Raw genomic sequence first — 13,106 nt, 5'->3', positions numbered from 1 at the left:
GGCAGCGCGCGCAGATGGCGGCTGAGCTCGTCGACGAGGTGCGGGCCGAGCCTGCGCACCCCGACGGCCGCCGAGATGCCCTGGATGCGTGCGGCCCCACTGTGTTCGATCGCCTCGGTGAGCAGATCGCCGAGTAACAGCACCTCGACGCCGCGGTCGCGCAGCGCGCCGGCGAAGGCGTCGTGCTCGTCGCGGGCGCGTGTGAGGTCGGGAACCCGGGCGAAGAGGTAGTCGGCGTCGTTCGCGGTGGTCAGCCGCGCCAGCTCCGGGCCGGGGCGATGCATGATCACCGCACGCAGTCGGCCCACCTCGGTGGTGCATCCCAGGACGGACGGGCCGGCCGCGACAGAGGCGTCGGGGTGCGCGGGGGATTCGGGGGTCCTCGCCATGCCCTAATACGTTAGTCGGGAGTGGCCGGTGTCTCCGGGTCGGTGAGCTTGGCCGGTGCGCCGAGCACCTCCGGGGCGGTTTCCCGGGCGAAGAGCCACATCACGAAGGCGAACGCCGCGACGGCGGCGGTGAAGACGAAGGCCGGCCCGAATCCGACTCTGTCGGCGACGTATCCGACGATCACCGGCCCGCCGATGGCACCGAGATCCGACGACATGCCGTAGGCGGCCAGCGCCGATCCACCCTGTTTACGGGCACCGAGCACGTCGGCCAGCGCGGCCTGATGGGTCGGCGCGAACAACCCGGAGCCGACGCCGGCGAGCACCGAGAGCCCCAAGGCCACCCAGATATTCGGTGAGAAGCCGAGCACCGCGGTCGAGACCGCCATGATGAGCAGCCCGGGCAGCATCACCTTGCGGCGACCGTAGCGGTCGGAGAAGCGGCCGGCCGCCAGGATCGCGGCGACATTGCCGACGGCGTACACCGCGAGCACCACACCGGCCATCGCGGGCTCCTGACCCAGACCATCGGTGATGAACAGCGGCACCACCGCCACCCGAACACCCATCGACGCCCAGCCCTGGGTGAAGTTGGACGCCAGGATCGCCCGATAGGCGCTGTCGCGCAGCGCCGTCCGCAGCGTCATCACCCCGTGGGCGACGCCGGTCTCGGTGGGCGGGGCACCACTGTCGCGGAGCTGGGTGGCCACCACCAGCGACGCGATCACCAACGCGACTGCGTACACGACGAACGGCATCCGCAACCCGAACCCGACCAGTGCCGCACCCACCAGCGGACCGGTGATGTTGCCGATCAAGAAACCCGCGGAGAAGAACCCGGCCACGCGGCCGCGGATGTCGTTGGGCGACAACCGGATCAGAAGCGCCATCGCCGACACGGTGAACATCGTCGATCCGATACCGCCGAGCCCCCGGAAGATCAGCAGTTGCACGTAACTCTGGGCGAAGGCACACGCGAAGGTACTCGCGGCGACGATCAGCAGGCCGGACAAATAGATTCGGCGTTCGCCGAGCAGTGCCACCAGCCGTCCGGTGGTCGGGGCGAACAGCAGACGCATCACTGCGAACGCCGACACCACCGCCGACACCGCCGTGTAACCGACGTCGAAGCTACGCGCGAAACTCGGTAGCGCCGGGGCGATCAGGCCGAAGCCGAGCGCGATGACCACATTGGCGCTCAGCAACACCCAGATTCCGCGGGGGATCTGTTTCATCCGCGGTCGCTCATGGGAGTTCGGGAAGCCGGTCGAGGGCCTCGGCGGTCTTCGATCGGCCGAGTTCGATCATCTCCGAGGCCTTGTGAAAGTCCAGCGTGCGCACCGACTTCCGCGGGATCTCGATGAGGATGTCGGGCGGATACCCGGCGATCTGATGTCGGGTCAGCGCGATCGACATGATGTCGAGGGACCGGCTGAGCACCTCGATGCGGCCCATGGTCTTGGGCTCCCCCGTCTTGGGCTCCCCGGTCTTGGGCTCTCCGGTCTTGGGTTCACCGCCCGGGTCCTCGCCCGCCGGCCCGATGTCCTCGGTCCCGGAGGGGACGGTGTCGGCGGAATCCGGGGCGTCGGTGTGCGGGTCGAGACCGATGCGGTCGCGGACCGAGCGCACGAACTCGCTCGACAGGATCGGGTCGACGTTGCGTCGGATGACGCCCTTGGCCTTGGTCTCCCGGGCCGCGCGCGCCGCGGAGCCACCCTCCCCGTCGAGGACCACGCCGATGGTGACGTCGCTGGCAACCGCGGAGGTCGGCGCCACCGGCAACGGATCGAGGATGCCGCCGTCGGCGAGCAGCCGACCGTCGAGCAGATGGGGTGCGATGACTCCGGGGATCGCGATCGACGCGCGGATCGCGTCGACGAGACGCCCGCGCTGAAACCACACCGACCGGCCGGCACCGAGGTCGGTGGCCACGGCGGTGAACGGGATGGGCAGGTCCTCGATCGCTACCTCGCCGAGGATGTCCTGCACGCGCGCGACGATGCGTTCGGCGCCGATGACCCCGCCAGGTTTGGTCAGCGACACGTCGAGCAGTCGCATGACGTCGAGTTGGTTGAGGCCGCTGATCCACTCGACGTACTCGGCGAGTCCACCGGCACAATGCAATCCGCCGACGAGGGCACCCATCGACGAGCCGGCGATGCTGACGAGGGAGAAGCCTCGGGCCTCGAGTTCGGCGATCACCCCGATATGGGCGTACCCGCGCGCACCTCCACTGCCCAGGGCGAGGGCCACCCGTGAACCTCCGGCCATGGGTCCACCCTAGGCCGCCGGGCGCCGCGCGGGCCTGCCGGGGAGTGGTCTCATTCCTCGAGCAGCCGACGCGGCCCGGGACCCCGCCGGTGCAGTTCGTCTCCGGGATTGAGCAGGTGACACGCAGTCAACGACAGGCAGCCGCAGCCGACGCAGGAGCCGATCATGTCGCGCATCTTCTCCAGCAGTGCGATGCGGTGATCGAGGTCGTCGATCCAGCGTTTCGACGCCGCTTCCCACATGGCCGTCGACGGTGATTCGGTGTCACCGAGTTCGCCGAGCACCTCGGCGATCACCGCGAGCGGGATCCCGGCGGTCTGGGAGGCTTTGATGAAGGCCACCCGGCGCAGCATCGCGCGGTGATAGCGGCGCTGGTTGCCCGCGGTGCGGCGGGAGAAGATGAGACCTTGCTCCTCGTAGTACCGCACCGCGGACGTGGCGATCCCGGCTCGCAGGGCGAGTTCCCCGACGGAGAGCTCGATCTTCTTCAGGCCCATGGGAACCGATGATGCCCGACCGGGCGGCGATCGCCACCGCAACCGTGCCGGAGATTGCTCGGTTCAGCTGCGGACGACCATCACCGGCAGATGCGCCTGGTGCAGGATCTTCTGGCTGGTCGAACCGAGGAGCAGACCCTTGAAACCACCGCGACCCCGGCTACCGACGACGACGAGACCGGCGTTGTACTTCTCGGCCGCCGACAACACGGCCTTGCCCGGTTCTTCCGGCAGCACCTCGCGCACCACCTCGACGTCGGGGAACTCCTGGCTGTATCCGGCCAGACGCTCGGCGAGGGCGGCGACGGCGTCCTGCGACATCCGCTCGACCTCGTCGGGGTCGATGCCGTAGCCGTGCAGGGCGTCGGCGTCGAGCGGGGTCCAGGTGTGCACCGCGATGAGCTTGGTGTTGCGCAACGACGCCTGGCGGAAGGCCTCCTTGATGGCGGTGTCGCTGACGGGTGTGTCGTCGATGCCGACGACGACCGGTGCATTCGGCTCCGATGGCCCGCAGACCACCACCACGCGTCCGCGCGAGTGGGCGGCCACGGTGGTGCTCACCGACCCCAGGAACAGTCCCTTGATGCTGCCGAGCCCACGCGTGCCGAGCACGATCGCGGCCTCGTCCTTGCCGAGTTCGAGCAGCACGCGCGCGGCGTCGCCGTCGACGATCGAGGCGTGGATCGTCAGATCCGGGGCGACGGCCTTGGCCACGTCCGCGGCGGCGTGCACGGCGTCGGTGGCGTCCTGACGGATCGCGTCGATGACGTCCTGCGGAATGATCAGGCCGGGCGCGTAGTCGCTCGTGCTCGCGTCGTAGACGCCGACCAGCTTGAGCTCATGCCCTTCGAGGTGAGCGGCGGCCCCGGCCCACTTGACTGCATCGGTCGACGCTTCCGACCCGTCGACGCCGACGAGGATTGCGCTCATTGTCTTGTCATCTCCCTTTGTGGCGAACATCTGTGGACAGACCTTCCACTGTTCATCCTGCCACGTCCGAACTCACCGGTAATGAGAAGAAAGTCCTGACCATTGCGGGTTTCGGCCCGGAGCGTAGGGTCGGAGATGACCGATTCACATCTCCCGCGATCCGATGTCCGGAAGGTCGATGATCCCCGACGAAACACCCCCACCACCCGATTCCCGTCCGCCCGGTTCTCCCCCGGGACCGGGTCCAGCACAGCCGTCGACTCTGCGCGCCGCCGTCACCTACGGAATCGTGGTCATCGGTCTCGGTCTGGCCACGCTGCTCGTCGCGTTGGCGTCCTCGGACGGATTGCGCACCGCACTGGTGGTCGCCGCCCCGATCGTCGTCGGCGTCGGCGCCCTCGGCGGGCTGTGGCGGACCTACACCGTCTGGCGCGCGGGTGGGCGCTGGCAGGTGTGGCAGGGTGCGGCGTGGTTTCTGCTCGCCACCTTCGTGGTCTTCCTGTTCAGCACGGCTCCCGCGCTGGTCGGCTGAACGGCCCACACACCGCCGGATCGGCGCTGATGCACCGGCTACACTCGTACCGCAATGGGCCAGGAGCGCAACGGGAGCGAGAACGTGACGCAGGGTGAGGTTGCGCCGGAGGGGCAGGGCCCGACCACACCGCCCGAACAGCAGACGCCGTCCGAGCCTGCCCCCACACAGCCGCAGGCGCCGGCACACTACGGCCAACTCAGCCCCGGAACCGTCTTCGCCGGCTACCGCATCGATCGGGTGCTGGGTCACGGCGGAATGGGCACCGTGTATGTGGCGGCGCATCCGCGCCTGCCACGTCTGGACGTCCTCAAGCTGCTCAATCCCTCGTTCTCCAATGATCCGAGCTTTCGTGCCCGCTTCGAACGCGAAGCCGACCTCGCCGGCAGCCTCGAGCACCGCAACATCGTCTCGGTCTACGACCGTGGCGTCGATAACGGCCAGCTGTGGATCGCGATGCGCTACGTCCGCGGCTACGACGCCGCATCGCTGATCCGTAGCCGCCCCACCGGCATCGACCCGGCCTTCGCCGTGCACATCATCTCCGAGATCGGGATCGCGCTGGATCACGCGCACCGGCGCGGAATGGTGCATCGTGACGTCAAACCGGCCAACATCCTCATCGAGTCCGACGACGACGGCACCACCGGCGCGATCATGTTGACCGACTTCGGTATCGCTCGCGCCGTCGACGACGCCATGCACCTCACCGACACCGGGCTGACCGTCGCCTCGGTGCCCTACGCGTCCCCGGAGCAGTTGCACGGCTACGAGCTCGACGGGCGCGCCGACATCTACGCGCTCGCCTGCACCTTTGTCGAATTACTCACCGGCGCACCGCCGTTCCCCCGTGACAATCGACTCGCCGCGATGAGCGCACACCTTCACGACACACCGCCATCGGTCCGAGACCGGGTACCAACGCTGCCGCCGGAACTCGACACGGTTCTCTCGATCGCACTGGCCAAGGAACCCGACGAACGGTACCGCACGTGCGCGGAGTTCTGCTATGCCGCCGCCACCGCCGTCGGGGTGGCGCCGTCACCGAACTCGCCGCTGTCGTCGGGGATGCACACCGCCCTGATCACCGGGCAGACGTCGAATCCCGGCGCGCACACCGGTTCCCGGCGGGCGCCGACGTCGGTGTCCTCCGATCCACGATTCTCCGATCCGCGTTTCTCCGATGCGAGGCGCTCCGACCCCCGGACCGGTGGAATGTCGGGTCGTGTGTTCTCCCCCGCCGGAAACCCGGACAGCGCAACCCAGGTGGTCCAGACCCGAGGCCGACGGCCGGTTACGCCGCCACCCACCGGACGCGACGAACGTCGCAAGACGACGCTCCTGGTGTCGCTGGCGACGGTTCTCGCACTGATCGGTGTGATCGCCGGTGCACTGGCCTACGTCGATCGCCCCGATACCGGAACATGGTCGGCGGCAAGCGCATCCATCGCCGAACAGTTCCCGCAGTTGCTGCCCGCCGGACCCAAGGCGCAGGGCTTCGGCGGCGCGACGTGCTCGGCGGCCACCGGCAACGGACTCGACGCGATCAGCTGCACCGCGTCCTCGGGGGTGCAGTACACGGTGTGGCACACCCCGACCGCAGACGACCGCGCCATCGTCGATGACCTCGTCGGTTCCCAGCCGGGCACGCCCCGCACGTGGGCGCAGGGGTCGGTTCGGGTGTCGCGCACCACCGTTGCCAACGGGTGGGTGATCACCAATTTCAACGATTCCGCCCGCGCGCCCTACACGGTGGTGGCCACCTGGGCCGGGCACACCGGTGAGCAGGTACTCGACGAGTGGTGGCGCAACGCACCTTTCGGCTCGTAGGGCGCTCGGCCCGTCCGGGTGGGCATCGCCGGCCCGCCGCCGGTCAGGAGTGCCTGAGCCGGTCGATCCGTTCGGCTACCTCGCCCACGGTTGCGGGCCGCTCCCCGGACAGCGCAAGGCAATTGGCGATCAGGGCACGTTCGGCGCGTTCGAGGTTCTCCGACAGCGCGGGCGGGGTCGACAGGGCCGCGCGGATCGCCAGCAACGGCTGGGCGTCGGGGACCTCACCGTAGACGCCCTTACCGGTCAGCGCGCGATGCAACACTGCGCCGAGTGACCAGATGTCGGTGGCCCGGGACGGTACATCACCGGCGAGCAGCGCAGGATCCATGTATTGCACGGCGCCGGGCTGGGCGAAGCTGGTGATCGGTTCGTCGGCGGCGAGCACCCGGGCCAGACCGAGGTCGGAGATCTTGCCGCCGTGTACCTTCGGGCCCTCACCCCCGGTGAGCATCACACTCGACGGGGTGATGTTGGCGTGCGCGATCCCCGCCTCGTGCAACGCGTCGACACCACGGGCGGCGTCGGCGAGCGCGGCGAGCGCCACCTCCCGGGTCAGTGCCTCCGCAGGCGCCTGCAGCGAGCCGAGCGGGAAGAACTCCATTGCATACATGAACTGGCCCTGCAGCACCGCGTCGTAGAGAGACGCGAGATAGGGCGAGCGCACCGCGGCGAAAGCGCGGAGCTCCCGCACCCCGCGCCGGTAGGCGTCGTCACTACACACCCCGCTGAACACCTTGAGCACCACGCGGTCGGTGGCGAGCCCGAGTCGTTGCGGCGGCACCGCGAGATAGAAGGTGCCGTTACCGCCCTCACCGAGTCGGCGCAGCACGGTGAAATCCGCGAGCTGTTGTGGGACATCGACTTCTGCCATGTCAGTGCCTCTCCGAGGATGCGGTGGATGGTGGCGGCGATTGTGGGGACGGGGATTCTGGTGATTGCCGGTGTGGTGGTGCGGCCACGGCGGCTCCCGGGCCGCGTCCGGCGAACCGGATCCCGATGCGCTCGGCGATCGACTGCTCGCTCGTGCCGGTGCGATCGATCACGGTGTACGCCGGGGCCACCGTGAGGGTGGCGGGTCCGGCACCCGGTGTCGTGGCGTCGTCGGCGACGAGAACGAGCGTGCCAGGTATCACCAGGCGGTCGGCGTCACCGGTCACCGTCACGCGCACCCCGAGGTCGGTGACCGGCGCCAGGTCGGCGGCCAGGCGCCGGCGCGACGAGGCGGTGATCACCGTCAACGCGCCGCCGACCGGTTGGGACAGCGCCGCGGCCAGGAGCACCGCGGTGCGCCCGGACCTGCTGTCGGTGGCCGCGCACACCAGCGGCACGGTCCCCGGCAGCGCACCCGCGGCCGGTGCCTCGTCGACGACGAGCACCGGTGCACTCGTCACCTCGGCGGCCATGTCGCGTCGGCTCGTGTCGATGACGACGACGTCGGCGGCGCAGTTGGCGGCCATCTCCTCCAGATCCGCGCCGGGATCGGAACTGAAGCGGCACAACACCGATACCGAACACACACCCGCGAGCCGGTTGCCCAGCGCGGTCAGCTTCTCCACCGCCGACGCCATCGCCGAGAGGTCGGGTACCAACGGCACCCCGAGTTCCAGACGCTGTGTGGGCCCGACGGCGGGCAACACGCCGGCGATCACCACGTCGGTGCCCACCCCGGCGGCGAGCAACCGGCGGTGCCGGGTGAGGAGTTCGCCGACCTCGGCATCGAGGTCGCCGAGGACGATCATGGTGCGCGACGCCGTACCCGCGGCCAGGGCCCTCCGCTCGGCGGCCGCGATGTCCCGGGCGATGACCGAGTCCGGGTAGATCACCCGCAGCAGCGGCTCGGCGAGGATCGTGGTGACCAGGGCCATGACCACCATCATCGCGAACAGCTCATCGGAGAGAACCCCGAGTTGCTTTCCGGCGCTGAGGATCACCAGTTCGGTGAGTCCACGGGTGTTCATCAGCACCGCGATCGCCGACGCCTGGCGTGACGGTATTCGCGAGAGTCTCGCGCCGGTGAAGGCCCCGGCGAACTTGCCGACGATCGCGACCGCGAGGACCGCGAGCAGCTGCCACCAGGCGTTGGGACCCATCCCCGCGAGGTTCACACCGAGTCCGGTGACCACGAAGAACATCGGGAGCAACAGCAGGACGCTGACCTGCTCGAGTCGTTCGAGGATCTCGCGGGTCAGCGCTTCACCGCCCACCTTGGGCATGATCGCGCCGAACACGAAGGCACCGAAGATCTGATGGATGCCGATGACGTCGGTCGCGGCGGCCGAGCAGAACAACCCGATCAGGATGACGGCGAGGATGTCGGGTGTCATGCGGCCGGCCCGGTCACGCCAGGTGACGAGCTTGCGCAACAGCGGCCGCACGATCAGGAACATCACGGCCACGTAGGCCGCCGTCAGACCGACGATGCGCGCGACCGCGAGCGGGCTGCCGCCGGAGATGACCGCGATGACGAAAGCCAATGCGGTCCAGGCGATGATGTCGTCGACGGCGGCGGCAGCCAGACTGAACACGCCCGGTGGGGTGCGCTGCATGCCTCGATCGGTGAGAATGCGGGCCAGCACGGGAAACGCCGTGATCGACATCGCGATGCCCAGGAACAAGGCCATCCCGGTCAGACCGATCTCCTTGCCGCCCACCACCTTGTTGGTCGGGTAGAGCACCACCGCGAGACCGACACCAAGCGCGAACGGCACCACGATCGAGCACACCGAGATGGTCGCGGCCGCCCGTTCGCGTCCGGCGACCAAACGCATGTCGAGTTCGAGTCCGACGATGAACATGAACAGCACGAGCCCGATCTGGGCCAACGCGCCGAGCAGCGGTTGCACCTCGGTGGGGAACAACGCCTCGGTCGGATTTCCGGGCAGCAGCCCGAGCAGGCTGGGGCCCAACGCGATTCCGGCCGCGATCTCACCGACGACCGCGGGCTGCCGGAAGGCCTGCGCGATACGTCCGCCGATCCGTGCGGCGGCGATCACCACCGCCACGTCGATCAGCAGGAAGGCCACCGTGTGTGCGTCCATCAGTCCGATCCCGTCACCATTCTCGCTACCCGGATCACGCCCGGGCGTGCGGGGACTCGAAGATGAAGTGCCGTCCCCCGATTCGCACGTGCGATCCGGGCGTCAGCAGGTGGGGTTGCCGAGGCGTCAGCCGGATCTCCCGGTTGCCCATCGCGGGGTCGCTGACGTAGGTGCCGTTGGCCGAGCCGAGATCGATCAGGTGCACATCCCACTCGACCAACCGGATCTCGATGTGCCTGCGGGAGAGCTGACCCGACTCGTCCTGCACCCGGATGGGTTTCGGCGCACCTCGGCCCGGACGGGTCGGCGCTCCCGGCTCACGTCCGATCACCAGGTCCTCGTCGAGCAGGTAGGTGGAGCCGTTGTCGAGCAACAGCCACCCCAATGGCGGGCGCTCCCCTTCGACGAGAATGCCCGTCAGCTGATCCATCCGAATCCCGCAGACCCCGCACAGCCAGGACCGTGGATGATTCAGGTGACCCCGGCTGCATCGGATTCCGTGGACGTGGGCGCGTGACTCGACGAGCTTGACGACTTCGGTGGCGGGTTTCTGTTTTTCCTGCACCGGCAACGGTTCGCGTTGTTCGGGCACGGCGTCCTGCAAGGAGTCGACCCGGAAGTCGTGATTCGGCGCCGGCGCCGGTGGTGGCGACGGGTCGCGGCGCGGCAACGGGTCGCGCTGTCCGGGATCACGCTGCTGTCCCGGTTCACGCTGACCCGATTCACGCTGCTGGGCCGCGGGCGCGGGGCGATCGGCGCGGGCGAGCCCGGGACGTGGCGGCTCGTCGGCGTCGTCCGGGGCCAGCGAGGACGACTGGAACTCCCGGGGCGGCTCCGGGGTCTTGGCGATCGACACCGGCGGTGCGGCCTCGGGCCGGGCCGGATCGGGCTGATCGGGGCCAGGATGGGCGGAGTCGGCTCGGGCGGGAACCGGTTGTGGTGCTTCGGGTTCCGGCGCAGGGGGCTGAGGTGCTGGGGGCTGGGGTGCCGCGGAGCGCGGCTCGGGGGCCGCCGAGCCGAGATCGAGGACCTCGGTGCCGCGCATACCCAGTGGGGTGTGCAGCAGGGCCCCGGCGGCCGGGACGAAACCCTCGACGAGATCGTAGGTTTCCTCACCGGGCTCGGCGGGAACGGCATCGGCGAGGTACAGCCCGAGACCCTCATACGGCCAGGGGATCGCCCGGTCGAACGGCTCGGACCCGTCGGCGCGCAGGCGACGACCGTCGGCCTCACCGAAAACCGTGCCGCTCAAGTAGATCGCGATCCCCACACTGTCGGGTGCGGCGAACCCGATGTCGGCGACCTGATCGAGATCGGCGGTCGCCGCGAGTTGGGCCACCGCCCGCACCACGTGCCGGCCGCGGCGCGGCATCCGATCGGCGGTGGCCACCGCGTCCTCGATCGCGAGGATGTCGGGCAGCAGTGCACGAGCATTGTCCCCGAGCACACACAGGAACGCGGGCTTGCGGATGACGATCCCCGGGCCGGGCACCAACGTCACCAGCGGCGTCACACCCGGGCTCGGCACAGAAGCGCTCACACGAACCGCCCTCCCTGAAATCTCCAGTGCGGGAAGATCGCCCGTAACGGCCCGTTGAGGACCACCCACACGACCAGCCAGGTCGTCACGAACTGCAGCGCATAGGCACCGGCCGGGGGCGGGCCGAGATCGCCCGGGAAGATCGGCACGTACTGCACGACGAACCAGGCAACGACGCCCTCGTTGATCCCGGTGAGCAACCCGAACAACGTCGGCCAGTCCTTCTCCCAACGGAATTGCTGCAGAAGGTGATACAAGAACTCCCACGCGACGCCGAGTACGACGACCACCGCGAGCACGAGGAACGCCACCGCATAGGTGTCGCCGAGCGCGGCGCCGTCGGGCAGGAACGGACCGATGATCAGCGTCCAGATCCCACCGACGATGCCCAGCACCAGGATTCGCGTCTGGATTCTTCCCCATAGGGTCGGCAACATCTCAGTCCACGCCCTTCCCGCGCGCCCAGCGCCACCACTGTGCCGTCGAGCGCCAGGGCGACAACCGTTTGCAGAAGCCTTGCTTCGCCAGGTCGTCGACGATCTCCAGCGCGGCGATCTGCAAACCGAGGAAGGTGTCGACGCCGGGGAAATAGCCACCGAGAGTAGCCGACCCGGACGCGTAGATCCGGCCGTTGCCGTTACGGGTACCGATCAGCTCGAAGTTGCGGTCCACGTCCATCCGGCCGACCGGATTGATACCCGCGCCGGTGTGATCGAGCAGGTCGGCGAGCAACCGATGTTCGCGCACATCGGCTTCGAGGCCCGTGCAATCGATCACGTAGTCGGCGTACAGCTCGAAGGTCCCGTCGGGTCGGGCCTCCTGTGTGATCGAGGCGTGTGGGTCGACGCGAACCGTCGCCACCACGCCTTGTCCTCCGGCGGCGGGCACCAGTGACTCCGCCTTGCCGACCGCCACCCGGTACCAGCCCTCGCGACGGCCGCGCTTGAGCTGTTCCTGCCAGGAGTCGCGTACCGGCGTGTTGGTGCCGCCCATCTGTTTGTACGCCTCGGCGCGTTCGTGCCCCTCGAGTTTGCGCATCCGCGCCTTGAGCTGGCCACCCCACACCGACTTCGGATAGTTGAAACCCTGATAGGCCCAGCCGTCTTTTCCCTTGCGTCGCATGAAGATATGTGGGCCGTGCGACTTGTCGACGTAGGTGCGGAACAGGTGCACAATCTGCGTCTGCAGACCGAGTGCGTCGCGGTCGTCGATCAGCCGCTGCAACACCCGCGAGGCGACGATGCCCGCGCCACGGATCATCACCGTTGCCGGCCGCCGCTGCAACGCCTGATAGATGTGCTCGTGTGGCTCATAGGCATTGACCACCTTGCTCGCATCCCGATAGGTCTCCCGGAACGCCTGCAGGTCGGGCAGCAATTTGATGCCGGGATAGCCGATCGCCACGTGCACCCACTGGCTACGGAACGCGATTCGCTTTGTCGGCGCCCCCACGCCCGCCTCGGGCCCGCTCGGTGGCGTGAGGATCGTGAAGTACCCGCCGCCGGCACGGCGTCGGATCATCCGCACCTGGCCCTGTCGCAGGCACTGCAGATACCCGATGCGGTGGCATTCCTTCTCCATCGACTCGAAGGCGTGGCCCGCCTTGGGCGTGTAGTAGTTGGCGAAGATCGGTTCGACGGCGACATTCCAGAGCGGCTTGATCGATTTGGTCGCCCACGCCTCGCGGACAGCGTAGGACGGGAAGCCCCAGATGTTGTCCGGCGTGGACGCCGAATCCGATCGCAGCCGCTCACCACGCGGGATCTGCGAGACCCGCGTGAGGTATTCGTAGGAGTGCCACGGCACATCCTGCGGGCCGAGCACGACGATCCGGTCCAGTGGCACACCGCAGATCCGCAGGTAATCGACGGTGACGAACGACCCGATCCCCGACCCCACGGTCACGAACGGCACGTCGACGACCGGGATACCGGCTTGCTCGACCATGGCGTCGGTCCATACGTCGGTCTCGATGAGCTCCGGCGTGAGATCGCCTCGGCCCGAACGTGTTCGGCGTTCGGCGTCGTCGAAACCCCGCGATTCGGGACCCGGCAGCGGCGGGCCGGGCGGAGCGGG

The 13,106-nt window shown here is 68.7% G+C and carries 12 protein-coding genes; 2 read left to right on the top strand and 10 right to left on the bottom strand.

The genetic code is table 11. The features are described 5' to 3' along the window. The 5 genes from B1964_RS24980 to B1964_RS24960 form a co-directional block, all read right to left on the bottom strand. Positions 1–389 (bottom strand): arginine deiminase family protein (locus B1964_RS24980; RefSeq protein WP_253194177.1); only part of this gene is annotated, 389 nt, incomplete at its 3' end. A gap of 11 nt (positions 390–400) precedes the next feature. Next, a complete protein-coding gene (locus B1964_RS24975) occupies positions 401–1,624 on the bottom strand; it encodes an MFS transporter (protein ID WP_079931712.1) in 1,224 nt (407 codons plus the stop codon). Positions 1,625–1,634: 10 nt separating this feature from the next. Then, positions 1,635–2,660, bottom strand: a complete 1,026-nt coding sequence (locus tag B1964_RS24970; protein ID WP_079931711.1) for a patatin-like phospholipase family protein — start codon at positions 2,658–2,660, stop codon at positions 1,635–1,637. Positions 2,661–2,710: 50 nt separating this feature from the next. After that, positions 2,711–3,157: a redox-sensitive transcriptional activator SoxR gene (gene soxR, locus B1964_RS24965; RefSeq protein ID WP_079931710.1), complete on the bottom strand. Its 447-nt coding sequence runs from the start codon at positions 3,155–3,157 to the stop codon at positions 2,711–2,713. Positions 3,158–3,220: 63 nt separating this feature from the next. Next, on the bottom strand, positions 3,221–4,087 hold the full coding sequence (locus tag B1964_RS24960) for a universal stress protein (protein ID WP_172398965.1): 867 nt from the start codon (positions 4,085–4,087) through the stop codon (positions 3,221–3,223). 178 nt (positions 4,088–4,265) lie between these two features. Between B1964_RS24960 and B1964_RS24955 the strand changes: the two genes are divergently transcribed. Together B1964_RS24955 and B1964_RS24950 are read left to right on the top strand one after the other, a co-directional pair. Further along, positions 4,266–4,619, top strand: a complete 354-nt coding sequence (locus B1964_RS24955; protein ID WP_079931708.1) for a hypothetical protein — start codon at positions 4,266–4,268, stop codon at positions 4,617–4,619. A gap of 54 nt (positions 4,620–4,673) precedes the next feature. Next, entirely contained in the window at positions 4,674–6,449 is a 1,776-nt protein-coding gene (locus tag B1964_RS24950) for a serine/threonine-protein kinase (protein ID WP_079931707.1), read from the top strand. A 43-nt stretch (positions 6,450–6,492) separates the two neighbouring features. Here the strand turns inward: B1964_RS24950 and B1964_RS24945 are convergent, their stop codons facing one another. The 5 genes from B1964_RS24945 to B1964_RS24925 are packed head-to-tail and all read right to left on the bottom strand — an operon-like array spanning position 6,493 to position 13,085. Then, positions 6,493–7,323, bottom strand: coding sequence for a protein kinase (locus B1964_RS24945; RefSeq protein WP_079931706.1), 831 nt, complete (start codon positions 7,321–7,323; stop codon positions 6,493–6,495). Position 7,324: 1 nt separating this feature from the next. After that, positions 7,325–9,490: a cation:proton antiporter gene (locus B1964_RS24940; RefSeq protein WP_079931705.1), complete on the bottom strand. Its 2,166-nt coding sequence runs from the start codon at positions 9,488–9,490 to the stop codon at positions 7,325–7,327. 34 nt (positions 9,491–9,524) lie between these two features. Continuing rightward, positions 9,525–11,030 (bottom strand): FHA domain-containing protein, encoded by a 1,506-nt coding sequence (locus tag B1964_RS24935; RefSeq protein ID WP_079931704.1) that lies wholly within the window; start codon positions 11,028–11,030, stop codon positions 9,525–9,527. Beyond that, positions 11,027–11,467 (bottom strand): hypothetical protein, encoded by a 441-nt coding sequence (locus B1964_RS24930; protein ID WP_079931703.1) that lies wholly within the window; start codon positions 11,465–11,467, stop codon positions 11,027–11,029. The genes B1964_RS24935 and B1964_RS24930 overlap by 4 nt, the downstream gene beginning before the upstream one ends. 1 nt (position 11,468) lies before the next feature. Then, positions 11,469–13,085 (bottom strand): hypothetical protein, encoded by a 1,617-nt coding sequence (locus B1964_RS24925; protein WP_079931713.1) that lies wholly within the window; start codon positions 13,083–13,085, stop codon positions 11,469–11,471. Positions 13,086–13,106 lie beyond the last annotated feature (21 nt).

This window comes from Gordonia sp. i37, assembly GCF_002043085.1.
GTDB lineage: Bacteria > Actinomycetota > Actinomycetes > Mycobacteriales > Mycobacteriaceae > Gordonia > Gordonia polyisoprenivorans.
Note: the sequence above shows the minus strand (reverse complement) of the source record. Positions and strands in the feature narration are given on the sequence as shown.

What these genes read in the sequence shown, in the direction of transcription:
- soxR (WP_079931710.1), bottom strand. Translation starts at nt 3,157, where the DNA reads ATGGGCCTGAAGAAGATCGAGCTCTCCGTCGGGGAACTCGCCCTGCGA.
- B1964_RS24945 (WP_079931706.1), bottom strand. Translation starts at nt 7,323, where the DNA reads ATGGCAGAAGTCGATGTCCCACAACAGCTCGCGGATTTCACCGTGCTG.
- B1964_RS24940 (WP_079931705.1), bottom strand. Translation starts at nt 9,490, where the DNA reads ATGGACGCACACACGGTGGCCTTCCTGCTGATCGACGTGGCGGTGGTG.
- B1964_RS24955 (WP_079931708.1), top strand. Translation starts at nt 4,266, where the DNA reads ATGATCCCCGACGAAACACCCCCACCACCCGATTCCCGTCCGCCCGGT.
- B1964_RS24950 (WP_079931707.1), top strand. Translation starts at nt 4,674, where the DNA reads ATGGGCCAGGAGCGCAACGGGAGCGAGAACGTGACGCAGGGTGAGGTT.
- B1964_RS24975 (WP_079931712.1), bottom strand. Translation starts at nt 1,624, where the DNA reads ATGAAACAGATCCCCCGCGGAATCTGGGTGTTGCTGAGCGCCAATGTG.
- B1964_RS24930 (WP_079931703.1), bottom strand. Translation starts at nt 11,467, where the DNA reads ATGTTGCCGACCCTATGGGGAAGAATCCAGACGCGAATCCTGGTGCTG.
- B1964_RS24970 (WP_079931711.1), bottom strand. Translation starts at nt 2,660, where the DNA reads ATGGCCGGAGGTTCACGGGTGGCCCTCGCCCTGGGCAGTGGAGGTGCG.
- B1964_RS24960 (WP_172398965.1), bottom strand. Translation starts at nt 4,087, where the DNA reads ATGAGCGCAATCCTCGTCGGCGTCGACGGGTCGGAAGCGTCGACCGAT.